The sequence below is a fragment of the Corynebacterium afermentans subsp. afermentans genome, assembly GCF_030408355.1.
Classification (GTDB): Bacteria; Actinomycetota; Actinomycetes; order Mycobacteriales; family Mycobacteriaceae; genus Corynebacterium; species Corynebacterium afermentans.
In genome coordinates, this window is sequence record NZ_CP046606.1 from 553,629 (window position 1) to 577,585 (window position 23,957).

26 protein-coding genes are annotated in these 23,957 nt (G+C 66.6%); 19 read left to right on the forward strand and 7 right to left on the reverse strand.

The window, feature by feature from the left end; genetic code table 11:
* Positions 1-12 precede the first annotated feature (12 nt).
* Genes CAFEA_RS02545 through CAFEA_RS02560 form a run of 4 tightly spaced genes read left to right on the forward strand, consistent with a single transcriptional unit; the run spans position 13 to position 2,422 of the window.
* Positions 13-1,194, forward strand: coding sequence for a 5-(carboxyamino)imidazole ribonucleotide synthase (locus tag CAFEA_RS02545; protein ID WP_286131509.1), 1,182 nt, complete (start codon positions 13-15; stop codon positions 1,192-1,194).
* Between the two features lie 4 nt (positions 1,195-1,198).
* Positions 1,199-1,702 (forward strand): 5-(carboxyamino)imidazole ribonucleotide mutase, encoded by a 504-nt coding sequence (purE, locus tag CAFEA_RS02550; RefSeq protein WP_063938578.1) that lies wholly within the window; start codon positions 1,199-1,201, stop codon positions 1,700-1,702.
* On the forward strand, positions 1,695-2,162 hold the full coding sequence (locus tag CAFEA_RS02555) for a YdcF family protein (RefSeq protein WP_076589892.1): 468 nt from the start codon (positions 1,695-1,697) through the stop codon (positions 2,160-2,162). Before purE ends, CAFEA_RS02555 begins: the two co-directional genes overlap by 8 nt.
* 29 nt (positions 2,163-2,191) lie before the next feature.
* Positions 2,192-2,422 (forward strand): ribbon-helix-helix domain-containing protein, encoded by a 231-nt coding sequence (locus CAFEA_RS02560; protein ID WP_063938632.1) that lies wholly within the window; start codon positions 2,192-2,194, stop codon positions 2,420-2,422.
* A gap of 113 nt (positions 2,423-2,535) precedes the next feature.
* Here the strand turns inward: CAFEA_RS02560 and CAFEA_RS02565 are convergent, their stop codons facing one another.
* The 4 genes from CAFEA_RS02565 to CAFEA_RS02580 all read right to left on the reverse strand — a co-directional run bounded on the left by CAFEA_RS02565 (position 2,536) and on the right by CAFEA_RS02580 (position 5,413).
* A complete protein-coding gene (locus CAFEA_RS02565) occupies positions 2,536-2,856 on the reverse strand; it encodes a hypothetical protein (RefSeq protein WP_063938579.1) in 321 nt (106 codons plus the stop codon).
* A 106-nt stretch (positions 2,857-2,962) separates the two neighbouring features.
* Positions 2,963-3,622 (reverse strand): TIGR03089 family protein, encoded by a 660-nt coding sequence (locus CAFEA_RS02570; protein WP_063938580.1) that lies wholly within the window; start codon positions 3,620-3,622, stop codon positions 2,963-2,965.
* Between the two features lie 27 nt (positions 3,623-3,649).
* Positions 3,650-3,781 carry an AbgT family transporter gene (locus CAFEA_RS02575; protein ID WP_286361204.1) on the reverse strand — a complete coding sequence of 44 codons (132 nt, stop codon included), beginning with the start codon at positions 3,779-3,781 and terminating at the stop codon, positions 3,650-3,652.
* Positions 3,782-3,805: 24 nt separating this feature from the next.
* Entirely contained in the window at positions 3,806-5,413 is a 1,608-nt protein-coding gene (locus tag CAFEA_RS02580) for an LCP family protein (protein ID WP_063938581.1), read from the reverse strand.
* A 96-nt stretch (positions 5,414-5,509) separates the two neighbouring features.
* Here CAFEA_RS02580 and CAFEA_RS02585 point away from each other — a divergent pair, with 96 nt between their 5' ends.
* The 3 genes from CAFEA_RS02585 to CAFEA_RS02595 all read left to right on the forward strand — a co-directional run bounded on the left by CAFEA_RS02585 (position 5,510) and on the right by CAFEA_RS02595 (position 8,174).
* Positions 5,510-6,442: a glycosyltransferase family 2 protein gene (locus CAFEA_RS02585; protein WP_063938634.1), complete on the forward strand. Its 933-nt coding sequence runs from the start codon at positions 5,510-5,512 to the stop codon at positions 6,440-6,442.
* A gap of 36 nt (positions 6,443-6,478) precedes the next feature.
* Positions 6,479-7,597: a mannose-1-phosphate guanylyltransferase gene (manB, locus tag CAFEA_RS02590; protein ID WP_034997472.1), complete on the forward strand. Its 1,119-nt coding sequence runs from the start codon at positions 6,479-6,481 to the stop codon at positions 7,595-7,597.
* 328 nt (positions 7,598-7,925) lie between these two features.
* Positions 7,926-8,174 carry a WhiB family transcriptional regulator gene (locus CAFEA_RS02595; RefSeq protein ID WP_172796738.1) on the forward strand — a complete coding sequence of 83 codons (249 nt, stop codon included), beginning with the start codon at positions 7,926-7,928 and terminating at the stop codon, positions 8,172-8,174.
* A 4-nt stretch (positions 8,175-8,178) separates the two neighbouring features.
* On the opposite strand, the gene CAFEA_RS02600 is transcribed toward CAFEA_RS02595, so the two are convergent.
* The gene (locus tag CAFEA_RS02600) at positions 8,179-8,652 is read right to left on the reverse strand and encodes a metallopeptidase family protein (RefSeq protein WP_063938582.1); all 474 of its coding nucleotides are present in this window, start codon (positions 8,650-8,652) and stop codon (positions 8,179-8,181) included.
* A gap of 93 nt (positions 8,653-8,745) precedes the next feature.
* Between CAFEA_RS02600 and CAFEA_RS02605 the strand changes: the two genes are divergently transcribed.
* Genes CAFEA_RS02605 through manA form a run of 4 tightly spaced genes read left to right on the forward strand, consistent with a single transcriptional unit; the run spans position 8,746 to position 12,857 of the window.
* Positions 8,746-9,210, forward strand: coding sequence for a DUF3499 domain-containing protein (locus CAFEA_RS02605; RefSeq protein WP_074431968.1), 465 nt, complete (start codon positions 8,746-8,748; stop codon positions 9,208-9,210).
* 60 nt (positions 9,211-9,270) lie between these two features.
* Entirely contained in the window at positions 9,271-10,641 is a 1,371-nt protein-coding gene (locus CAFEA_RS02610; RefSeq protein WP_063938583.1) for a phosphomannomutase/phosphoglucomutase, read from the forward strand.
* A 25-nt stretch (positions 10,642-10,666) separates the two neighbouring features.
* The gene (locus CAFEA_RS02615) at positions 10,667-11,665 is read left to right on the forward strand and encodes a hypothetical protein (RefSeq protein WP_063938584.1); all 999 of its coding nucleotides are present in this window, start codon (positions 10,667-10,669) and stop codon (positions 11,663-11,665) included.
* 10 nt (positions 11,666-11,675) lie between these two features.
* A complete protein-coding gene (manA, locus tag CAFEA_RS02620) occupies positions 11,676-12,857 on the forward strand; it encodes a mannose-6-phosphate isomerase, class I (RefSeq protein WP_063938585.1) in 1,182 nt (393 codons plus the stop codon).
* Positions 12,858-12,886: 29 nt separating this feature from the next.
* On the opposite strand, the gene CAFEA_RS02625 is transcribed toward manA, so the two are convergent.
* Positions 12,887-13,990, reverse strand: coding sequence for a hypothetical protein (locus tag CAFEA_RS02625; RefSeq protein ID WP_143313188.1), 1,104 nt, complete (start codon positions 13,988-13,990; stop codon positions 12,887-12,889).
* A gap of 224 nt (positions 13,991-14,214) precedes the next feature.
* Here CAFEA_RS02625 and CAFEA_RS02630 point away from each other — a divergent pair, with 224 nt between their 5' ends.
* The 8 genes from CAFEA_RS02630 to secA all read left to right on the forward strand — a co-directional run bounded on the left by CAFEA_RS02630 (position 14,215) and on the right by secA (position 23,516).
* Entirely contained in the window at positions 14,215-14,565 is a 351-nt protein-coding gene (locus CAFEA_RS02630) for a hypothetical protein (protein WP_034997493.1), read from the forward strand.
* 4 nt (positions 14,566-14,569) lie between these two features.
* Positions 14,570-15,178 (forward strand): dTMP kinase, encoded by a 609-nt coding sequence (locus CAFEA_RS02635; protein WP_034997494.1) that lies wholly within the window; start codon positions 14,570-14,572, stop codon positions 15,176-15,178.
* A 51-nt stretch (positions 15,179-15,229) separates the two neighbouring features.
* A complete protein-coding gene (mtrA, locus tag CAFEA_RS02640; RefSeq protein ID WP_063938587.1) occupies positions 15,230-15,913 on the forward strand; it encodes an MtrAB system response regulator MtrA in 684 nt (227 codons plus the stop codon).
* A 33-nt stretch (positions 15,914-15,946) separates the two neighbouring features.
* Positions 15,947-17,584: an MtrAB system histidine kinase MtrB gene (mtrB, locus tag CAFEA_RS02645; RefSeq protein ID WP_216635703.1), complete on the forward strand. Its 1,638-nt coding sequence runs from the start codon at positions 15,947-15,949 to the stop codon at positions 17,582-17,584.
* The gene (lpqB, locus tag CAFEA_RS02650; protein WP_063938588.1) at positions 17,577-19,280 is read left to right on the forward strand and encodes an MtrAB system accessory lipoprotein LpqB; all 1,704 of its coding nucleotides are present in this window, start codon (positions 17,577-17,579) and stop codon (positions 19,278-19,280) included. The genes mtrB and lpqB overlap by 8 nt, the downstream gene beginning before the upstream one ends.
* Before the next feature lie 10 nt (positions 19,281-19,290).
* Positions 19,291-19,917 (forward strand): ComF family protein, encoded by a 627-nt coding sequence (locus CAFEA_RS02655; RefSeq protein WP_063938589.1) that lies wholly within the window; start codon positions 19,291-19,293, stop codon positions 19,915-19,917.
* Positions 19,918-20,059: 142 nt separating this feature from the next.
* Entirely contained in the window at positions 20,060-20,752 is a 693-nt protein-coding gene (gene hpf, locus CAFEA_RS02660; RefSeq protein ID WP_063938590.1) for a ribosome hibernation-promoting factor, HPF/YfiA family, read from the forward strand.
* A gap of 202 nt (positions 20,753-20,954) precedes the next feature.
* The gene (gene secA, locus CAFEA_RS02665; RefSeq protein ID WP_063938591.1) at positions 20,955-23,516 is read left to right on the forward strand and encodes a preprotein translocase subunit SecA; all 2,562 of its coding nucleotides are present in this window, start codon (positions 20,955-20,957) and stop codon (positions 23,514-23,516) included.
* A 26-nt stretch (positions 23,517-23,542) separates the two neighbouring features.
* On the opposite strand, the gene CAFEA_RS02670 is transcribed toward secA, so the two are convergent.
* A complete protein-coding gene (locus CAFEA_RS02670; protein ID WP_126857708.1) occupies positions 23,543-23,830 on the reverse strand; it encodes a hypothetical protein in 288 nt (95 codons plus the stop codon).
* Between the last annotated feature and the right edge of the window lie 127 nt (positions 23,831-23,957).

Here is a 23,957-nt window from a genome sequence, read left to right on the forward strand (position 1 = left end):
AGAGTGTGCAGGGTGAGTAACGCCTATGGGATGCCCGTCGTCGCCGTTATCGGCGACGGCCAGTTGGCACGGATGATGCAGACGGAAGCGATCGAGCTCGGCGTGGAGACCCGCGTGCTGGCCGCAAGCGAGGACGCCTCGGCCGCGCAGGTGTTCGGCGACGTGCGCCTCGGTGACTACACCAAGCTTGAGGACCTGCGCGCGATCGTGGACGGCGCGGATGCGGTCACCTTCGACCACGAGCATGTGCCCAATAAGTACGCGCAGTTGCTTATCGACGAAGGCGTGGCCGTCGAACCCCGCCCCGATGCGTTGATCTACGCCCAGGACAAACTCGAGCAGCGCCGCCGCCTGTCCGAGGCCGGCCTGCCGGTGCCGGCGTTCGCGGCGATCGAGTCGGCCGCGGACGCCGAGGCGTTCTGGGACGGGACCGGCGGCCAGGTGTGTCTGAAGGCCACGCGTGGCGGCTATGACGGACACGGGGTGTGGTTCCCGTCGTCGCGCGCAGAGTGCGCCGAGCTGGTTGAGGAACTTCTGGGCCGTGACCTGCCGCTGATGGCGGAGAAGAAGATCCCGTTCACCCGCGAGCTGTCCGCGATGGTAGCGCGCAACCGCTCCGGCGACGTGCGCGCCTGGCCGGTGGTGGAGTCGCGCCAGGACGGCGGGATCTGCCGCGTGGCCATCGCTCCCGCGCCGGGCATGTCCGCGGAGCTGGCGGCGCGCTGCGAGGAGCTCGCCGTGCGCGTTGCCGAGGGCTTGGGCGTAACCGGCGTTCTGGCCGTGGAGCTGTTCGAGTACGTCGGCGACAACGGCCCCGAGGTCTCCGTCAACGAGTTGGCCATGCGCCCGCACAACACCGGCCACTGGACCCAGGACGGGTGCGTGACCTCCCAGTTCGAGCAGCATGTTCGGGCGGTACTGGATTGGCCGTTAGGTGCCGTCGATAAGCTTTCGCCCGCAACCGTCATGGTTAACACCCTCGGCGGCGACGAAGACCCCGCCGTACCGATGGCCGAGCGCGTCGTCGAAGTGATGCGCAAATACCCGCAGGCCAAGGTGCACCTCTACGGCAAAGACCACCGCCCCGGGCGCAAGATGGGGCACATCAACGTCTGCGCGGACAGCGTCGACGACGCGCTCGCCGTAGCCGAAGACGCCGCGCACTACATCATCCACGCAACCTGGAAGGACTAGACATATGGCACAGCCAGTCGTTGGCATCATCATGGGCTCCGACTCGGACTGGGACACCGTCGCCCCAGCCGCCGAGGTGCTCGCCGAATTCAATATCCCCTTCGAGGTAGGGGTGGTCTCCGCGCACCGCACGCCCGAGAAGATGCTGGCGTACGCCAAGGAAGCGCACACGCGCGACCTGCAGGTGATCATCGCCTGCGCAGGCGGTGCCGCGCACCTGCCGGGCATGGTCGCCGCGGCGACCCCGCTGCCGGTGATCGGCATCCCGCGCGCCCTAGACACCCTCGACGGGCTGGACTCGCTGCTGTCCATCGTGCAGATGCCCGGCGGCGTGCCGGTGGCCACCGTCTCCATCGGTGGCGCGAAGAACGCAGGTTTGCTCGCCGCGCGCATCCTGGGTGCGGCCGACCCGTCAGTGCAGCGCAAGATGGTGGACTACCAGGCGCGCATGGCCCAAGAGGTGGAGCGTAAGGACGAGGCGCTGCGTCAGCGCCTGATGGGTGAGTAACCCAATCGTCGTGCTGGGCGCCCGCATCGTCGACGGGCGCCCTTCGCGCATGCTCGAGTTCCGCCTGCGCCGTGCGCTCGAGGTGTGGAGTGCCGCTCCCGCGCCGCTCGTGGTCTCCGGATTTGGGGAGGCGGAGGTGATGGCCGACTGGTTGCTGGTCCGCGGGGTGCCGGAGGCGTCGATCGTGCTGGAGCCTCAGGCGCGCTCCACCAACGAAAATCTGGAGCGCTCCCGGGAGCTGTTCCCGGACGCTGCCTATCTCACCGTGGTGACCAGCGGTTTCCACGTTCTGCGCACCCGCGTGTGGGCGTGGCACTTGGGCATCCCGGTGCGCCTGGTGGCGGCGCCGACCCCGGAGACCTCTCGAGCGAAGAACTACGCGCGGGAGGTGGTGGCGCTGCCGCACTCCGTGGCGCGGGTGGCGTGGCGGCGTTTCGTGCGGCGCGTCTTCGGGCGGTAGGGGAGCGGAGTTTCGTATACGATATTTGCATGGAAAGGGATGATGAGGCTGAAGCGGGGTACGACCTTTCGAAGCTGCCCGCTCCGCGCCGAGGTCGTCCACCAGTAGGTAGAGGTGCAGGTACGGTCGTACCGGTGCGTCTCGACGACGAAACGATCGCCGCCCTCATGGCCCGCGCCGAAGCGGTGGGTCTGACCACCCGGTCGGATGCGATCCGTGAGGCTATCCGGCAGTGGACTGGGGCGGACCTACGGAGCTAAACCCCGAGTAAGGGATCCAGAGTAAGGCCGATTTTGGGCCGTGCTCTGGATCCCTTACTCGGGGTTTGTGGAATGGGGGTCGCGCTGAGACGGGGGTCGCGCGGCCGGAAGCGCTACTTCGGCAGGCCCGGCAGGTTCAGCCCCAGGTGCGGGCCAGCGAAGTAGAGGCTGGCGGCGCCGATGGTGGCCACAATGGCGATGATGCCGGCGAGCAGGCCGGCGAAACGCTTGGCGTTGTCGATCTCGTCCTGGGTGTACTCGGAGCTGCCCGGGCCGCTGGACTGCTTGCCCTGGTCGGTGGCTGCTTCGGTGTCCTTCGCCGTGGTGGCCGGGGCAGAAGCGTCGGCGGCGGTGGCCACCGGGGCGGCGCCTGCGACGAGGGCGACGGCGAGCGCGGGGGCGATGGCGCGGCGGGAGATGGAGCTGGTGAGCATGGGCGGTCCCTTCATGGGCGTGAGCACGGGTATATCCGCCACAGAATAACCGACTGAGTCGGTTGGACCCGCGACGACCCCGCGAGGGCTCGCGACTACCCGGGCGTTACTGCCCGTCGATGAAGCGGGTGACCTTCTCCGCCTCGGTGATCTCCTGCAGCCGCTCTGCGGAGACCAGCCCGGTGACCACGACGACGGAGCCGCCGGCGGCGATGGGGCCGAGCACGTTCGCGGCGAACTCGCCGGTGGTGTGCCAGTCCTGCACGAGGTAGCGCTGCGCATCGAGGCCGGGCACCGCGAACGAGCTCAGCGCAGGGGATTGGCCGAAGTAGTCGTCGCCGTAGAAGCGCACGGTGGGTCCGAAGTCCACGGTGCCCACGGGAAGCTCGCCGCCGGCTTCCACCACGCCGCGGCCGAACGGGTCGTCGGAGACCACCACGCAATCGGGCACCTCGTTCCACCGCGCGGCGCCGTCCAGGGTGGTGAAGATGAGGTCGGGGGCGGGGGCACCGGAGGCGTCGATAAGCGGGGTGCGCGAGGAGTTGTACGCGCCGATCGCGATGACCGCCGCTTGCCACGACACCGGCAGATCGATGGCGACCTCGTCGCCGGCGTCGAACTCCTCGTCGAGCATGTTGGCGACCTTGCTGGCCCAGTTGTCCAGCGTCTGCGCCGAAAAATCCATGCGCACGCCGCGCGAGTCGTCATAGACGGTCAGGCGCGGCGACGACGGGTCGGTCTGCATCAGCGGTGCGAACATGCTCATGCCCGCCTATCGTAAGGGGCAATTGCTTTACGACGCCAACATGATCGACGCGCCCGGCCCCAACGGCAAGTCGAATTGGTACCAGATAAACAGCAGTACCACCCAGAACAGCCAGAACACCACGGTGAACACGATCAGGCGCGACATCAGGGTGCCGATGCCGGACTAGGTGTCGGGGTGGTGCTAGTTCACGCAGCGCGGGCTGTCGCCGTCGGCGGTGATCTCGGGGGCGATCTCGGTGGCACCGAAGTCCTCGCCTGGGGTGCCCACCGGCGCCTCCTGCTGTGCTTCCTCCGCGGTCATCACACCCGGTCCGGCGTAATCCTCGGCCACGACGGCCACTATCGTGCCCGGTTCGAGCGAGGCGTTGGCCACCACCGGCACACCGCCGAGGATGCGGGCGAGCTCCTGCGCGGCGGGATCGTCGGCGTCGGGCGCCACTACCTGGCTCTGGTAGTACAGGCCCTCCATGGCGTTTGCCACCTCGGAGACCTGGATGCCCTGGTTGGAAAGCTCCTCGCCGACGCGGCCGGCCTGGCCCGGCACGGCTCCGGCGTTGAGCACGATGACGTCCTGGGCGCCGAGCACCGTGGAATCTGCGGCGGGGGAGTCTGAAGTGTCGGTGTCGTTTTCCAGGCTGTCTTCCTGGTCGTCTTCCTGCGCGGGCTTGACCGAGTCCTCCATGAACTGGTGCACCTGGGACACGTCGACGGTGATGATGGACTCGCCGTAGTCGCCGATGCCGTTGACGGACGTGACCGGGATCGTGGTGAACGAGACATTGTCGCCGGCCAGGCCGGAGAGCTGCTGTGCGAAGCGGACCACGTCCCAGTCCTTGTCCAGCGTGACGGAGCGCTCCGCGGCGTTGGCGAGTTCGCGCAGGCGCGCCGGGTTGGTCAAGGTGCCCGCGGAGAGCATGTTGCGCACCAGCGACGCCATGAAGGTCTGCTGGCGGACAATGCGGTCGAGGTCGCCGCGGGGCAGGTCGTGGCGCTGACGCACAAAGGACAACGCCTGGGTTCCATTGAGCGTTTGAACACCGGCGGGGAAGTGGGCGCCGGACAGTGGCTCGTCCACCGCATTGTTCAGGCACACGGTCACGCCGCCCACGGCATCCGTGAGTAGGACGAAACCGAGCAGACCCACCTGCGCGAAGTGGTCGACCTCTACGCCGGTGAGGTTGGCCACTGCATCAATGAGCCCCTCTTGGCCGGCGCGGGCAACCTGCTGCTCCAGCTCCGGGCCCTCGGACATGCCGTCCTCTTCGACCAGCTCGTCGCGCTTGTCAGCGGCGTAGGCGCCGTAGACACCGTTGATCTTAAGGTTGCCGTAGGTGGCGTCGTGGATGTAGGTGTCGCGGGGAATCGACACGGCCGTCGCCTTGGAGCCGTCCTCCGGGATACGGATCACCATGATGGTGTCGGTGTTGATCTCACCGTCGGCGATGCCGGCGTTGAGGCGGGCGAGCTCGTCCTCGCTTAAGGGGTTGCCCTGGGCGTCCGTGCGTGAGTCGGAGCCGACGAGCAGGATGTCCACTGCGCCGTCGAGCGCTGCGTCGTCCTTATTGCCTTTGCCCTTGGATTTGCTTTGGGAGCTGACATCGAGCTCCGAGGCGGAAAGCTGCCCGCCCAAGCGGCCGACGGCGAAGTAGCCGACGCCGGACAGGGTGATCGCCATGGCAGAGACCACTGCTAGGACCCCTTTGACCACGGGGTGTCCGGATTGGGACACGTCTCGCGCTCGCGATGGTGCCGCCTGAATGTCGCGGGCACGCCGGTTGGGGTCAGTCACGCGGGGAAGTATACGACATCCCCTCTCGAATCCCTGCTGCAGTGCCTGTGCCGTACACCAATTTCGGCCCCACCGGTGGGTATGATTCCAGCCATTGTGAATGCAGACTTTCTCCACACACCTGAGGCAGCGGCGGGCAATCCGCCGCTTGCGGTGATTACGGTGACGTACTCGCCGGGCGAGCATCTGTCGCACCTGATTGCCTCGCTCGACGCGGCGACGCGCGGCAAGGTGCACTTGGTCTGCGCGGATAACGGCTCCACCGACGGCGCGCCGCAGCGCGCGGCCGCCGAGCACAAGCACGTGGAGTTTCTGCCCACCGGGGGAAACATCGGATACGGGGCGGCGATTAATGTCGCGGCCGCGGCGCTTGCGGAGCGTCGAGAAGCGAATGCGATCCGAAGCGACTACTTCCTCATCGTCAACCCTGACGTTGAGTTCGGCCCGGGCAGCATCGACGAGCTGATCCGCTGCATCGACGCCGCGCCCGAAGCAGGTGCGGCGGGCCCACGCATCGAGGAAGCGGACGGTTCCGCGTACCCCAGCGCGCGCGAGGTGCCAGGACTTGCAACGGGTACCGGGCATGCATTGCTTTACGACGTCTGGCCGCACAACCCCTTTTCCCGCGCTTACAAAGCAGACGCGAACATGCACGTCCAGCGCACCGCAGGGTGGCTCTCCGGCGCGTGCCTGCTGGTGCGGTGGGAAGCCTTCGACGCCATCGGCGGCTTCGACGAGCGCTACTTCATGTACCTAGAAGACATCGACTTCGGCGACAGGCTTTCGCGCGCCGGGTGGGATAACTTGTACTGCCCGTCGTCGGTGATCTTGCACGATCAGGGCCATGTGGCGGGCAAGTTCCGTAAGGTCACGGTGCCCGCGCACCACGGCTCGGCCTACCGCTTCCAACGCGACAGGCACCCGCACCCGTGGCAGGCCCCGCTGCGTTGGGCGCTGTGGCTCGGGCTGAAAGTCCGCGGGGCGTTCCAGCTTGGGCTTCGCAAGCCGAGCCGGTGCAACAAAACTTAGAGAGAACTCCAGTAGGCAGGAAGAAAAGGACGAGCAATGGCAACTTCGGAGCACATCGGCGCCGCACAGGCGACCGACGGGGCAGTGGCAGAGATGGATGCGGTGATCCTGGTGGGCGGGCGCGGCACGCGCCTGCGCCCGCTGACGGTGTCGACACCGAAGCCGATGCTGCCCACCGCGGGGTACCCATTCCTGGCGCACCTGCTGGCCCGAATCAAGGCCGCCGGCATGCACCACGTCGTGCTGGGCACGTCCTACAAGGCTGAGGTGTTCGAGGAGTACTTCGGCGACGGCTCCGAATTCGGCCTGCAAATCGAGTACGTGGTGGAGGAGGAAGCCCTCGGCACCGGCGGCGGCATCCGCAACGTTTTGGACAAGCTGCGCTACGACAACGCCATGGTGTTCAACGGCGATGTCCTCTCCGGCGCGGACCTGTCCGCCATCGCCTCCACCCACGTTGACAAGGACGCGGATGTCACGCTGCACCTGGTGCGCGTGCCGGATCCGCGCGCGTTCGGCTCGGTGCCGACGGACGAGGACGGCAACGTGCTTGCGTTTTTGGAGAAGACGGAGGACCCGCCGACCGACCAGATCAACGCCGGCTGCTACGTGTTCAAGCGCTCCGTGATCGAGCAGATCCCGGCCGACCGCGTGGTCTCGGTGGAGCGCGAGACCTTCCCGGGCCTGCTGTCTTCCGGCGCGAAGGTGGTCGGGCACGTGGATTCTTCCTACTGGCGCGACATGGGCCGCCCTGACGATTTCGTCCAGGGGTCCTCGGATGTGGTGCGAGGCATCGCATACTCGCCGTTGCTGGAGGGGCGTACGGGCGAGTCGCTTGTGGACGACTCCGCTGGCATCGCGCACGGCGTCATCCTTATGGGCGGCACCGCTGTGGGCCGCGGCTGCGAGATCGGCGCTGGCTCGCGCGTGGACGATTCCGTGATCTTCGACGGCGTGACCATCGAGCCTGGTGCGATGGTGCGCAACTCCATTATCGCGGCAGGTGCGACGATCGGCGCGAACGCGCGTGTCACGGACTGCGTGATTGGCGACGGCGCTCGGATCGGGGCGCGTTGCGAGCTGCAGGCGGGCATGCGCGTGTGGCCGGGCGTGGAAATTCCGGATTCGGGAGTGCGTTTCTCTCCGGACGCGTAAGCGACACGCCAAAACCGGCAAATAGTTGCTCAAATCCCCGGAGCTACTAGATGTAGTACCCCCTATGTCCACCCCCATCTTCCCTCGTATGTGACTGATGTGACTCTTGTGACGGGCGACGTGGGAATTGGGGAGCGCAGGCCGGAAACTGCGGAATTCTGGTTGCGGCTATTTAGTGTCGCGGTGTGTAATCACAACAGTGTTATCCGCAGAACCCATCAGCCGGGAACTGCGGTCACCACTCTTATACGACCGACAAGCAACTAAGGAAGGTAATGGCGTGGAAAACCAGGCAGACGCCACCCTCCGCGGCGCAGCCGCAGGAGGGATGACCCTCGACGAGTTGTTCGGCGCCGTCGAGCAGGAGTGGCAGGATCAGGCACTGTGTGCCCAGACCGACCCGGAGGCGTTCTTCCCTGAGAAGGGCGGCTCGACCCGCGAGGCAAAGCGAATCTGCAAGGCGTGCGCCGTGCGCGACGAGTGCTTGGAATACGCGCTCGAGCACGACGAACGTTTCGGGATTTGGGGCGGACTCTCCGACCGTGAGCGCCGTCGCCTGAAAAAGCAGATCAGCTAGGGCCCTACCAGGGGAAGTCTGGGGAGATAGTCCTCGGATCCAAGTTGAGGTAATTGGCCACAAGAGCGGTCAGAACCCAAGTAAGGAGTTCTGACCGCTCTTGTGTTGTCGAGGTGCGGTGCTCGATAGGCATGCGAAACACCACGAAGCGCGCGCGTGTGGGGTTGCCCTGCCTGTCCACGCCCGCCTGCAAGACGCGACCGAGCGGCACCGGGCCGTCGGCGATGATCTCGTCCGGCAGCACCGTCATGTCAGGGCTCAACCGCATCCGCGGAATGGTGTCGACGGCGAGGTCGACGCCGGCCAGCTCGCTGAAGTACTGGTTATGAAGCGGCGCGTATGCGTCGATGACCAGTTGGTCGAATGCATTGGCGCGGGTGCGATACCGCGGCACACCAACCGGCAGGATGGGCCCGCGCACGCCCCGGCCGTGGCGGTTGCGGGCCGGTTGCACGTGGGAGGGGCGAGTGGAGCTCATAGCTGGCAATGCTATTTCGCGGCGCAGCAAAGGTGGCGTGGGCGCGCCGCGTTGCACTATCGAAATCTCAATGTGGGGTTTAGACTTGGCGCCGTGAATATCTACCGCCGTTGTTGCCGCCCAGGGTGCGGTCGGCCCGCCGTGGCCACGCTGATCTACGCGTACGCGGATTCGACGGCAGTGGTCGGACCGCTCGCGCCCGCCCCGGACCCGCACGCCTGGGATCTTTGCGAACACCATTCCGCGCACATCACCGCACCGGTGGGCTGGGAGCTGGTCCGCGTCGAGCACGTCGAGCTCGACGACGATTTGGACGACGAAAGCACCGACATCACCGCGCTCGCGGAGGCAGTGCGCGAAGCGGGGCGTGTGACCACCGGGCTGGTGGAAACAGGCCAGGACCCGATCGAGTATTCGGCGGACAAGGACTTCAACAACCCGGACACCTCCAACCACCCGGTGCACCGCACGAAGCGGGTGGAAGAGCAGATAGCTGCGGCCAAGGCGGCGCGGCGCTCCCACCTGCGCATCGTGCCGGACCCGGAGGCTGAGCAGTAGCAGCGGTGACCAAAGCGGTCTGCGCAGGATCGCGTCGGGGAGCGCGATAAGATACCGCGCATGGCTATTGAGCACACGAACGAGACGCTGAAGAGCGTTATCAAGGCGTACGACGTTCGCGGCGTCGTTGGCGAGACCATCGACGAGGACTTCGTCCGCACCGCGGGCGCGGCGTTCGCGCACATCCTGCGCGGGGAGGGGGAGACCCGCATTGCGGTCGGCCACGACATGCGCCCGTCCTCGCCCGCGCTTGCAAACGCTTTCGCGGAAGGCGCCGCCAGCCAGGGCCTCAACGTGACCCTGCTGGGACTGACGTCTACCGACGAGCTGTATTTCGTCGCTGGCACGAAGCGCTGCGCCGGCGCGATGTTTACCGCTTCGCACAACCCGGCGCAGTACAACGGCATCAAGCTCTGCCGCGCGGGTGCGACCCCGGTGTCCACGGACACGGGCCTGGGCGAGATCGCCCGCATGATCCTCGAGGGTGTGCCGGGGTATGAGGGGGAACCTGGGGACGTCGATAAGCATGACGCCCTGGATGAGTACGCCTCCTACCTGCGCGAGCTTGTGCCGGTTCCTGCGCGCCGCAAGCTTGTTGTGGCGGTGGACGCGGCTAACGGCATGGGCGGCATGACGGTGCCGGCGGTGCTGGGGGATATGGACATCCGCCCGCTGTACTTTGAGCTCGACGGCACCTTCCCCAACCACGAGGCGAACCCGCTGGACCCGAAGAACCTGGTTGACCTGCAGAAGTTCACCGTGGAGCAGGGGGCCGACATCGGTCTCGCCTTCGACGGGGACGCGGACCGCTGCTTCGTGGTAGACGAGCGCGGCGAGGCCGTCTCCCCGTCCGCGATCACCGCGCTGATCGCCACCCGCACGCTCAAGCAGCACCCGGGCGCGACGATCATCCACAACCTGATCACCTCCCGCGCCGTGCCGGAGCTGATTGAAGAGCACGGCGGCAACGCGGTGCGCACGCGCGTCGGCCACTCCTACATCAAGGCGCAGATGGCGGAGCATTCCGCGCTGTTCGGCGGCGAGCACTCCGCGCACTACTACTTCTCGGAGTTCTTCAACGCCGACTCCGGCCTGGTGGCAGCGCTGCACGTGCTGGCCGCGCTGGCGGAGCAGGACGCGCCGCTGAGCGAGATGATGGGCGCCTACGAGCGCTACACCGCCTCCGGCGAGATCAACTCCGAGGTCGCCGACCAGGCCGCAGCCACGCAGCGCGTAGTGGACGCGTTTGCGGACCGCGCGGAATCCGTGGACACCCTTGACGGCGTCACCGTGCAGCTCAAAGACTCCAAGTCCTGGTTCAACGTGCGCGCCTCCAACACCGAGCCGCTGCTGCGCCTGAACGCCGAGGCGCCGACCCGCGACGAAGTGGACGCGCTGACCGAGGAAATCCTCGGCATCATCCGCGCTTGAGGTTCCCCGCGTACGCTCGCGGGGTATGAGCGGATTTTCCAGGGAAGACGCCCTGTTTTTCGACATCGCCCACGAGGGCGCCCAGCTCCGTGCCGTGGGCCAGGCGACGCACCTGCTCGAAGGTTTGCGCGGGCTGCAGCCCCGCAGCGTGGTTGTGCTGGCCACCGACCAGGTCGCGGCGGCCGCGGCGCGTGCGGTGGCAACCTTTGCCGCCCCGCTCGAGGTGCCGGTGGTGGTTGTGGACGTGCTGCCGGCGTACGTCGGGGCGCTCGATGTCGTGGTGGTTGTGGGCGACAACGCCGGACGCGAGACGGACCTGCGCGGTTTGCTCACCGCGGTGGACCGCGGCGCAGAGACCATCCTCGCCGGTCCGAATCAGGGGCCCTTGCTTGAAGACGCACCACAGGCCACCACCGTCATTCCCGCCCTGCCCGACACTGCTGGCACCTCTCCGCTGCGCACGTGCGCCGTCGTGGGTGCGGTGCTGCTTGCGCTGCGCCAGCCGGCCGAGGTGGTGGCGGAGCGCTTCGAGCTGCTGGCGTCTGAAGTGGACGCGGAGCTCGAGTCTGTCTCGCCGCGGCGCGACGTGGCGGTCAACGCCGCGCGCAAACTGCGCGCCCAGTTTGACGGCGCTCGGGTGCTGCACACCGGATTCGGTCCGGCAGGCAGTGCGGTGGCGGAGCTTGTCGCGGCGCTGTGGTCCACACGCGGCATCCCCGCGTCCTTTGTGGACCACCACGAGCTTCCCTTTGCCGTCGAGCGTGCTCAGGAGGGTAATTCCGCCTCCTCCGCGGACGATATCTTCCACGACCCCTACCTCGACGGCCCCGCGAAGCTGGTAGGTTTAACAACCGTTGTTTGGACGTGCGAGGCCACCGATCCGGTGGCCCCGGCAGGCAGCCAGATGGAATCTGTGGAGACTGAAGCGGATGATCTGGCGGCCCGCGCGGCACGCCTGGTTGCCCGGGCCTACGCGGTAACGGCGCTTGCTGCCGACGCCGATGCCGCCGCCACGGAGGAGTAGAAGGAGAACCATGGAGCACCTCGAAGGAGCTCTGCGCCCCTACCCCTGGGGCTCTCACACGTTGATCGCCCAGCTGCGCGGCGAGCCTTCGCCGAGCCCGCAGCCGCAGGCGGAACTCTGGTTTGGTGCCCACCCGGCCGCCCCGGCGACGGTGAACGGGCAAGGCTTGGACGAAGCCATTGCCGCCGACCCGGCCGCCGCGCTGGGCAAAAGGGTCACAGAAGCGCACGGCGACCAATTGCCGTTTCTGGTCAAGCTGCTCGCTGCGGCCGCGCCCTTGAGCATCCAGGCCCACCCCTCGCTGGAGCAGGCACAGGAAGGCTTTGCGCGCGAAAACACCGAGGGCATCGCGTTGAACAGCCCGAACCGCAACTACAAGGATCCGAACCACAAGCCCGAGCTCATTGTCGCGCTGACCGAGTTCCGCGCTTTGGCCGGGTTCCGTCCGGTTCCGGACACCGCCGCGTTTTTTGCCGAGCTCGGCAGCGCGGAGCTGGACCGCTACGCCACCTTGTTGCCCACGGACGGCGAGGGCGATCTGCGCGCATTGTTTACCACCCTGATTTCGCTGCCGCACCAGCCGCGGGTGGAGTTGATCGAATCGGTGCAGCGCGCGGCGGCGGAGCTCGTCGACCAACACTCAGCCCCTGCATGGATGGTAGACGCCGCCGAGGTCTACCTCGAGCTCAACCGGGCCTACCCGGGCGATGTGGGCGTGTTGGCGGCGTTGCTGCTGAACGTGCTCACGCTCGCGCCCGGCGAGGCGGCGTTTTTGCGTGCCGGCCAGCTTCACGCCTACCTGTCGGGGCTGGGCGTGGAGGTCATGGCTAACTCCGACAACGTGCTGCGAGGTGGGCTGACCACCAAGCATGTGGACGTGCCGGAGCTGGTGAAGGTGCTGGACTTCAGCACCTTGGAAAACCCGCGGGCAGAGGCAGCCCCGTCGCACGGCGGCGTGGAGTTCCAGCTTCCGGTGGACAGTTTCGCGGTGCGCGTGCATTCGCTTGCCCACGGCGAGACGCTGGTCATCGACGAAGACGGCCCCGCGATTGTGCTGTGCACCTCCGGCGAGGTGCGCGGCGCCGACGGGTTTGTGCTGTCCCAGGGCAACGCAGCTTGGGCGCCGGCGAGCGAAAGGGAAGTGCAGCTGACCGCCGAGGGCGCGGCCCAGGTGTTTGTGGCTACGGCCTAACGGCTACGCGGCCCTCAACGCTGCGTGGTTTAGCGGCCGGTGATCTTGTCCAACACGCCGCGGGCCGTCATGCCTTCATCTTCCTTCGGGTAGCCCGCAACGTCTTCCTTGCCCGCCACACGGGTCGGCGCCGAGGGCTCCTCCGCAGCGGTGGCCTCCGGGGTCACCTGCGATGCGGGAGCGGAGTCGGCGGCGTCGGTGATTTCGGCGCCCGCGGACGGCTGTGTCGCCTCGCCTGCGCCTTCAAGCCGCGTCTTTGGCGCCGGGCTCTGCGGCGCATCCTGTGCGTGAGAAGGCTCTTGCTCCGACGATTCTCCCACCTGGACGCCGCCCGTGTCGCCCGAGTCGCCCATGTCATCGGGGCCGTGCGATGGGCCCGAGCCGTTGCCCGGCTGCGGCGTCTGCTCTGACTCATCGGACGCTTCAGTGGTCTGCGGCTGTTCCGGCTGCTTCGACGGCTCCTGTGCCGGGGTGCGCGTCGGCTCGGTGGCCTCCGACGGCTGTGCTTCGGACCCACCAGGTGCCGGCGTAGCAGGGGTGCTCGGCTGCGCTGCGCTGCTCTCACCCGGCTCGCGCGGCGGGGTGCTGCCCGGCGTCTGCTGGGAGGAAGTGCGCGTGCTGGTCTGTGCGCCCGCCGGGGTTGGCTCTGCCGCCGGGTTGGCGCCCTGCGGCGCTGCCTGCGGACGGGCAGGGGAGGGCACGATGTTGGACGGGCGGTACACGCGGGACGGCTGCCCCGACTCCGGTGCCGGAGCAACCACAGCGTGCGGCGGCAGGTACGGGTCCTGCGCCGCGTTGTAGCCGGTGGGCACGGCAGCGCCGGCGCGTCCTTCGTCGGAGCTGGCTCGACCGGCATCGCCCGCGCCGCGGTTGGCGTTGCGTCCGTTGTCGGCGGCGCTTGCAGGGCTGCGCACGGTCCGGGTGTGTGTCTGGTTCTCCGTCACCGTTTCCGTTGTCGGGCTCGATGTGGTGGGCGTGGCGCTGGCGTCGGTGGTTCCAGCGGCTTCCGCGGTGAAACCGGCGCGGTTGTTCTGCCCGGCCGAGGAGGTGGCCCACACGGTGAACCCGACGAGGGCGGCAAGGAGCGCACCAGCGCCGATGAACACGGCTACCCGGCGTGCTGTCCCTTCCACGGTGGCTCCTCCCACGGGGCGTTTCGGCCCCGCGTAGTAGTTACAAATTGATAACGTTTTGCGTTGTAGCACTGTTTATAGCACGCGGTTGGTAAATGCGGAACCCCCGCGCGGCGAGTCGATGCGCGTTCTGCTGCCCCGGGGGCGCGTTTTGCCGTATACAGATGGGTGTAACGCAACGCGCGGGCGCCCGCTCGCGCACTATCTATGGAAGGAGCGCCGCAGTGAGCACTTGGGACGAGCAGATTTTCACGGTCGATGCCAACACCGACTTCCTGGACGAGCTGGTCGATCTTGATTTCGACGAGGTTTTCGAGGCGGTCCGTGATGCGGTTCTCCTCGCTGCGAAGCAGGATCCGAGCGAAGATGAGCTCCTGAACGGCCAGGCTGCGGCCACGATCGCCGCGATTTGGGCGGGTGCGCCGTTTTCTGCCGGCGAGATCGCTGAGACCTACCCGTTTATCCGTATGCGTCCGGACGAGATGGACGAGCAGCTAGTTGAGTCCGCGGCCGCCGTGCTCGAGGAGGCGGACACCGAGCAGGATCTGGAGCAGTTCCTCGAGGCGTTGGCGTAACTGCATGATTGTCGCTGTTGAAGGCATAGATGGTGCCGGCAAAAACACGCTTGTCACCGCGCTAAAAGAGCGCTTCGGTGCCGAGACCTTGGCGTTTCCCCGCTATGAGACGTCCGTCCACGCCCAGCTGGCGCAGGACGCCCTGCACGGGCGCATGGGCGATCTGACAGATTCCGCGTTCGGCATGGCCACCATGTTCGCGTTGGACAGGCATGGGGCGAAGCAGCTTCTCGACGGCTTCGCTGGCCGACGAGACCGCATTATCATCCTGGACCGCTACGTGGCGTCCAACGCGGCGTACACCAGCGCCCGCACGGGTGATACCGCCGCGGTGAAGTGGGTGCACGACTTGGAATTTGAAAAGTTGGGTCTACCCAAGCCGGATCTGCAGGTTCTGGTGGACACCACCCCGGATGTTGCCCGCGAGCGCGCGGAGGCGCGCGAGGAGCAGGACGCAACGCGCACCCGCGACCGCTACGAGCGCGACGTGGCTCTGCAGGTGGCGACCTTCCAGGCATATTCGGAGCTGGCGGAGCACAACTGGGTGAGCCGGTGGCTTCGCACCGCAGATCCGGCGGTTATCATGCAGGCAGTGAGCGAGCTGACGGAGTAGAAGAGCAGTTCAAGCTCAGCGGCTCAGCGCGAAAAGGATGGAGGAGGACGCATGGCACCGAAGATCCTTGTGGTGGACGACGACCCGGCGATCAACGAGATGCTGACAATCGTGTTGGAGGCCGAAGGTTTCCAAACCAGCTCCGTGACGGACGGTGTTGAGGCGGTGCCTGCCTTCCGCTCGTTCGACCCGGACCTGATCCTTTTGGATCTGATGCTGCCGGGCATGAACGGTATCGACATCTGCCGCGAGATCCGCAAGGAGTCCGCGGTGCCAGTGGTTATGCTCACCGCCAAAACGGACACGGTGGACGTGGTGCTGGGTTTGGAGTCCGGCGCGGACGACTACATCACCAAACCGTTCAAGCCGAAAGAGCTCGTTGCCCGCATCCGCGCGCGCCTGCGCCGCACCGACGAGACCCCGGCAGACGTGTTCGAGGTCGGCGACCTGACTGTGGACGTGCCGCAGCACACCGTCACCCGCGGCGACGAGGAAATCCAGCTCACACCCCTGGAGTTCGACCTCTTGGTGGAGATGGCGCGCAAGCCCAACCAGGTGCACTCGCGCGAGGAACTGCTGGAGTCCGTGTGGGGCTACCGCAACGCCTCCGACACCCGCCTGGTCAACGTGCACGTGCAGCGTCTGCGCTCCAAGATCGAGCACGACCCGGAGAACCCGGAGATTATCCTCACCGTGCGCGGTGTGGGCTACAAAACCGGTAAGTCGGAGGTGTAGCACCTGGACGCCATACGTCGTGCTAGCGACCGAGTGCGGCACGCCTGGTCCACGAAGCTGCAGGTCCGCTTCGTGGGCACGGTGCTGCTGGTGTCCACGGTCGTGATGTCTGTGCTTGGCTTCGCGCTGGCGTCCGTTGTCACGGACCGCATTACCGCTGCCAAGATTGAAACCGCCAGTGTGGAAATTGAGCGTGCCCGCTCGACCGTGGATTACCAGCTGGCCAACTCTGGGTCTTCTGCATCCTTGCAGGCGCGGCTGAATTCGGCGCGCGCCGGGTTGACGCAGCGCGTGCAGGAAAGCGGCGACTCCGCCAGCTTCTACGAGCCGGTGCTGGTGGTCGAAGCCCCGAACGGCTCCGTGACCTCCTCGCCGGAGGCATACCAGATTCCGAAGCGGCTGGGCGACTATGTCAGGGACGGCAACGTGGCGTACCAGTTCGCCACCGTGGAGCGCCCGGACGGTTCGGCCTACGACGCGCTGATTGTGGGAACCCCGACCAACGCGGACATCCCCAACCTACGCCTCTATCTGGTGATGAACATGGAAAGCGAAGCCTCCACCGTGGCGCTCATGCGCGGCATTTTGGCGTCTGCCGCGGTGATCGTCGTGGTGCTGTTGATGGGCATCTCTTGGCTCGCGTCCCAGCAGATTGTGGCGCCGGTGCGCTCCGCCTCGCGCACCGCGCAACGTTTCGCATCCGGGCACTTGCGGGAGCGAATGCCTGTCGACGGCGAGGACGAGATGGCCGTGCTCGCCATGTCCTTCAACGACATGGCGGACACCTTAAGCAAGCAGATTGCCAACCTGGAGGAGTACGGCTCGCTGCAGCGCCAGTTCACCTCCGACGTCTCACACGAGCTGCGCACCCCGCTAACCACGGTCCGTATGGCGGCGGATTTGATCGCCGCGAACGAGGATTCGCTGGAGCCGGCGACCAAGCGTGCCTCGCAGCTGATGATCAGCGAGCTGGACCGATTCGAGGCGTTGCTCAACGACCTGTTGGAAATCTCCCGCCACGACGCCGGTGTGGCTGAGCTGTCCTCCGCGAACGTGGATGTCCGCCAGCCGGCGGAATCCGCTTGGCAGCAAACCCAGCACCTGGCCGAAGAGCTGGACGTGGACGTCATCTTCGACATCCCAGACGAGCCGCAGACTTTGGAAGGCGATGCGCGCCGCATCGAGCGCGTCGTGCGAAACCTCATCGCGAACGCCATCGACCATTCCGAAGGCAACCCGGTCACCGTGCGCATGCGTTCCAACGACGAGGCAGTGGCTATCACCGTCACCGACGGTGGTGTGGGCCTGAAGTCGGGCGAAGAAGACTTGGTGTTCAACCGGTTTTGGCGCGCCGATAAGTCCCGCAAGCGCCACTCCGGCGGCACGGGCTTGGGCCTGGCCATCGCACGGGAGGATGCGCAGCTGCACGGCGGCACGCTCGACGCGGTCGGCGAATTCGGCGTGGGCTCGCAGTTCCGCCTGGTGCTGCCGCGCCACCTGGAGGCCGGGGTCACCGAGTCCCCGCTTCCGCTCGAGGCGCCGCGCGCTACCGCACCAGAGTCTGCAGAACCACTTGACGGCGCAGAAAACTCTGCCGACAGCGCTGAAGGATTTGGCGGGGAAGGCGGAGCCGTCGATAAGCGAGAGCCCCAGGAGGACACCAATGCGTAAAACCCTTGCCTGCCTCATGGTTGCGCTGACGGCGCTGACCACTAGCTGCGCCTCGCTGCCCACGAACTCGGCGCCGCACGTCATCCGCTCCTTCACGCCCGATGAGACCGAAACGCAGGACGCCGGTCCGAAGGACGGACAAGAGCCGGACCTTTTGCTCCGCGATTTTTACCACGCATCCGCGACACCCGACGGCGACTACGAGGCAGCGCGCGCCTACCTCACCGAGGGTGCCTCCACGGCGTGGGACCCGACCGGCCAACAGCTCGTCGTGGACAGCATCGGCATGACCACGCTGCCGGGTTCCTCAGTGGGGCAGCGCAGCTTCGCGGTGCACGGCCAGGTTGTCGGCACGGTGCGCCCCGGCGGTTCCTACTCGCCGGAGCGGGGAGACTACGAGGCCACCATCGACATGGAGATGGTCGACGGGCAGTGGCGCATCTCCTCGCTGCCGGAAGGCGTGGTCTTTGAGCGCACGGAGTTGCGCAACCAGTACCAGCCGTACAACCTGTACTTCTTCGACCAGGACGACCAGGAGCTTGTCACGGACCGTCGCTGGGTGCATTCGCGCCGCGAAACCCTGGCCAGCGACCTTATCGGCCTGCTCATGGAGGGCCCCTCCGAGCGTCTGCGCCCCGCATTGACCGGCTCGCTGCCATCGAGAGTGACGTACACGGGCGAGCGCGACGGCATCTACACCTTCAGCGGTTTTTCCGGAGTGAGTGAGGATGAGCGCGCCCGTTTCGCGGCCCAGGTTGTGTGGACGCTCGCGTCTGCGGGGGTGACCGGCCCGTACATGCTGGAGGCTGACGGGCAATCGCTTATCGACGGCACCGCCGCCCTGGACACCGATGACTTCATCGCCGCGAGCCCCCTGGTGGAGACGGTGGGGGAGACCAAGCTCTACGCCCTGTCCAGCGGCAATGTTGTGCAGGTGGAAGAGCGCTCCACGCACCCGGTGGAGGGCAGCCTCGGCGCAGCCGGCGATGTGTCCTCGGTGGACATCGCCGGCGGCGGTGAGTGGGCCGCCATCTTTGGCAAACCCGGCGACGATGAGGACGATATCTTCCGCGTGGGAACCTTCGACGGTGCTGAAGCGGAAGTCATGCGCGCGGGCACGTTTACCCGCCCCGCGTTCGAACCCGACGCGGCCGCGGTGTGGACGGTGGTCGACGGCAAGCAGATCCTGCGCACGGTGAGATCCGCAGCCACTGGCAATCTGACCACCGGCGAGGTCAAAGTTGAGCTGCCCAAGGGAGTGGACGGAAACATTTCCGTACTGCGCCTGTCTCGCACCGGCACCCGGGTAGTGATGGTCATCGACGGCAGCCTTTACACCGGGATTGTGCGCCGCCAGGCCTCGGGCGAGCGCTCCATTGTCAACGTCTGCGAGTACGCCCAAGAACTGGCAGGCAGCGTGATCTCCGCCGACTGGCGCCCGGACGGATCCCTGCTCGTGGGCACGACCTCCACCACGCCGGTGATGCGCGTGGAACAGGACGGCTCCTCCATGACCGCGATGTCCGCAGGCAACATCTCGGCGCCCGTGGTGGCGGTGGCGGCGTCGCCGAGCACCCTGTACGTCACGGACGCCAACGCGCTGCTGCAGATGCCGGCCTCCGGCGCAGACAACCCGATCTGGCGCGAGGTTCCCGGCCTGGAAGGCGTGCGCGCGCTGCCGATCACTTCGCGCTAGCCTTTCCCACATGGGGGAGATGTTCGGGCAGATCGGCGAGCTGCTGCTGCCGCGCAGATGCGCGGGCTGCCGCGCGCCGGGGACACTGCTGTGCCCTTCGTGCCGTAAGGGCCTGGCGACGCCACCGCAGCGGGTGTTTCCCAACACCACCCCGCACGCGCCGGTGTTCGCGCTCGGGCCGTACGCGGACCCGCACCGCGGGGTGATCCTGGCCATGAAGGAGCGAAACCACCTGGCGGTACGCCGCCACGTCGGCGCGGTGCTTGCGGCTGCGTTGGATTACTTGGAGGCGCGCGGCGAGATCCCCACCGGCGCGGTTTTAGTGCCGGCACCTACGCGCACTCGTTCCGCGCGGGCTCGCGGCGGCGACCCGGTGGAGCAGGTCTGCCGAGCCACCGGAAGGCAGGTCGCGCCCGTGCTGCGGTTGGACCCGCGGACGGCGGACCAGTCCGGCCTCGACGAAGCAGGCCGGCGGGCCAACCTGGCGGGGCGCGTGCAGATTTCCGGGGTGCCCGCCGGGCAGGTCGTGCTGGTGGACGACGTGGTCACCACCGGCGCAACGCTGCAGGCCAGCGCAGCTATTTTGCTCTCGCGCGGGGCGGACGTCGCCGCGTGTGTGGCGCTGTGCGCGGCCTAGCCGGCGCCGGCGGGGTCGCTGCAGCCGGTGGTCCGCCGCAGGTTCACTCTCAGCGAGCATTGTATAAAACCGGCCGAATTGGTCATAACCAGTTGTATAGTGGTGGTGGACACAGTTCCTACTACCGCAAGGGAGGACGCAGATGACGTCTGCAGACCGCAACCCGATCCAAGAGACGCTGAGCCCGGAAGCCCAGGTCACCATCACCGGTCGAAACGTCGAGGTCCCAGAGCATTTCCAGGAACGAGTAAACGGCAAGCTGGCCAAGATTGAAAAGCTTGATCCGACGCTCAAGTCGTTCCATGTGGAGCTGAAGCACGAGAAGAACCCGCGCCGCGAGGCAGAGGCGGAGCGCATCCAGATCACCGCCACCGGCTCGGGCCACCTGGCCCGCGCTGAGGCGAAGGAGGAGAACTTCTACGCCGCGCTCGAGACCGCGGTGGACAAGCTGGAGCGCTCGCTGCGCAAGGTCAAGGCACGTCGCAACATCGCAATGTCCGGCCACCGCGCGCCGAAGAGCACCGGTGTGTTGGCCGCGGAGATGGAGGCGGACGCGAAGGCCAAGCAGGAGAGCGCGGCGCAGGAGGCCGGCAAGTACGACGTGGACCCGTACGCCGACCAGGTCGAAGACGTTGTCCCGGGCCAGATCGTGCGCTCCAAGTTGCACTCCAACGCCCCGCGCAGCGTGGACGATGCGCTCAGCGAGATGGAGCTGGTGGGCCACGACTTCTACCTCTTCGTCAATGAGGAGACCAACCGTCCGGCTGTGGTCTACCGCCGCCACGCGTTCGATTACGGTCTGATTGAGCTCGCCCCGGAGGCAGACGCCGAGTAGCGCGCATTCCCGCAGCTCAAGCTAGCAAGACCTGCCCCGGCCAGATACTGTTTCCGGATCTGGGCCGGGGCGGTAGTCGTCGATAGGCAATGGCTCGGCTGTGGAGCGCCTATGGGGTTGTCTATACCCCGGGAGGCGTGCGTACAATGGCCGGTTGTATCACCTTGGCCCTGTCAACCCATCAGTAAAGGACTTTGCACACGTGTTTGGACTGTCAAAGCTGCTCCGTGCCGGTGAGGGGCGCACCGTAAAGCGCCTTGCCAAAATCGCCGATCAGGTCATGGCGCTCGACGACGAGTACTCCGCGCTGGCCGACGAGGAGCTCAAGGCTAAGACCGTCGAGTTCAAGGACAAGATCGCCGACGGCGCGAGCCTGGACGACATCCTGCTCGACGCGTTCGCCACCGCCCGCGAAGCCTCATGGCGCGTGCTGGGCCAAAAGCACTTCAAGGTGCAGATCATGGGCGGCGCCGCCCTGCACTTCGGCAACGTCGCCGAGATGAAAACCGGTGAAGGCAAGACCCTGACCTCGGTGCTGCCGGCGTACCTGAACGCTCTGTCCGGCAAGGGCGTGCACATTGTCACGGTGAACGACTACCTTGCCAAGCGTGACGCCGAGATGATGGGCCGTGTCCACCACTTCCTGGGCCTTGAGGTGGGCGTGATCCTGTCCGACATGCGCCCGGCCGAGCGCAAGAAAGCATACGACGCCGATATCACCTACGGCACCAACAACGAGCTCGGCTTCGACTACCTGCGCGACAACATGACGCGCTCTGTCAACGACATTGTCCAGCGCGGCCACAACTACGCCATCGTGGATGAGGTGGACTCCATCCTCATCGACGAGGCGCGTACCCCACTGATCATCTCCGGCCCGGTGGACGGCTCCAGCCAGTTCTACAACGTGTTCGCGCAGCTCGCTCCGCGCATGCGCGAGGGCATCCACTACGAGGTGGACCAGCGCAAGCGCACCGTGGGCATCTCCGAGGAGGGCGTGGAGTTCGTCGAGGACCAGCTGGGCATTGACAACCTCTACGCCCCGGAGCACTCGCAGCTGGTCAGCTACCTCAACAACGCCATCAAGGCGAAGGAGCTGTTCGAGCGCGACAAGGACTACATCATCCGCCAGGGTGAGGTGATGATCGTGGACGGATTCACCGGCCGCGTGTTGGCGGGCCGCCGCTACAACGAGGGCATGCACCAGGCCATCGAGGCCAAGGAGCAGGTGGAGATCAAAAACGAGAACCAGACCCTGGCCACGGTGACCCTGCAGAACTACTTCCGCCTCTACGACAAGCTGTCCGGCATGACCGGTACCGCCGAGACCGAGGCGGCGGAGCTGCACCAGATTTACAAGATGGACGTCGTGCAGATCCCGCCGAACCGTCCGAACCAGCGCGCGGACCGCGACGACCTGATCTACAAGACCCAGGAGGCGAAGTTCGCCGCCGTGGCGGAGGACATCGCGGAGCACGCGGCGAAGGGGCAGCCGGTGCTGGTGGGCACCACCTCGGTGGAGCGTTCCGAGTACCTGTCGCAGCTGCTCACCCGCAAGGGCGTGAAGCACAACGTGCTCAACGCGAAGTACCACGAGGAAGAGGGCAGCATCATCGCCGAGGCCGGTCTGCCCGGCAAGGTGACCGTGTCCACCAACATGGCTGGCCGCGGTACCGACATCGTGCTTGGCGGTAACCCGGAGATTCTCCTGGACGCGAAGCTGCAGGCCCAGGGCTTGGACCCGCTGGAGGATTCGGAGCGCTACCAGGAGGCGTGGGACGCACAGCTGCCGGCGGCCAAGGAGCGTTCGCAGCAGCTTGGCGACGAGGTGCGCGAGGCCGGCGGCCTCTACGTCATCGGCACCGAGCGCCACGAGTCGCGCCGCATTGACAACCAGCTGCGCGGCCGCTCCGGCCGCCAGGGTGATCCGGGCGAGACCCGCTTCTACCTGTCCATGCGCGACGAGCTCATGGTGCGCTTCGTGGGCCAGTCCATGGAGAACATGATGAACCGCCTCAACGTGCCGGACGATGTGCCGATTGAGGCGAAGATGGTTTCCAACGCGATTAAGGGCGCGCAGTCTCAGGTGGAGAACCAGAACTTTGAGATGCGCAAGAACGTGCTCAAGTACGACGAGGTGCTCAACGAGCAGCGCAAGGTGGTCTACCGCGAGCGCCAGGAGATCCTGGGCTCGAAGGATATTGCGGGCCAGGTGCGTCGCATGATCGATTCCACCATCAGCGCCTACGTGGACGGCGCGACCGCCGAGGGCTACGTGGAGGACTGGGACCTCGACGGCCTGTGGAACGCGCTGGAGTCTCTGTACGGCCCGACGGTCAGCGCGCAGGAGCTCATCGACGGTGACGAGTACGGCCGCGCCGGCGAGCTCACCTCGGAGCAGCTGCGCCAGGCGCTTGTCGACGACGCGAACGCTCAGTACGACAAGCTGGAGGAAAACGTCGCGTCGATTGGCGGCGAGGAGCAGATGCGCAACTTAGAGCGCATGGTGATCTTGCCGATCATCGACACGAAGTGGCGCGAGCACCTCTACGAGATGGACTACCTCAAGGAGGGCATCGGCTTGCGCGCGATGGCGCAGCGCGACCCGCTGGTGGAGTACCAGAAGGAAGGCGGCGACATGTTCAACGGGATGAACGAGGCCGTACAGGAGGAGACGGTGCGCCAGCTGTTCACCATGCGCAAGCAGTTCGAGACCCAGGATGCTGAGCAAGCGGCTGATGCGGGCGGCTCGACCGTCGTCTAGGCACTCGCTTATCGACGTGCTGTCGCCTACAGCACCTTGAAGGCAACCAGCTTGCCGTCGCGGATTTTCGCGGCGTAAGCCCGCCTGGTGCCGTCCGTGGTTTCGACGGTGCCGAAGAATTCCCCGCCCTCGCGGGCGTGGCAGGTAACCACTTTGAGCCTGCCCGCCGCGGGGGCGGTACTCGTTGGCGGGTTTGTCAGCGCCGCAGCGTGCTGCCGGGCGCGTATGTGGGCGCGCACGGCGGGGGCGAAGCGCCACGCCATCATGGACGTGGCCCGGTGTTTGCTCATGGCGGCGCTGAGCGCTTCCGCCACGACGGGCTCCACCGCCATTGGGGCGCCGGGTGGCCCAATGGCGGGCCGTTTCGTTCCCAGGGGCCGGCTAAGCGCGGCGGGTGTGTGGTTTCGCCGGGGTACGAGCACTTGCACGTGCCTGTGCCCT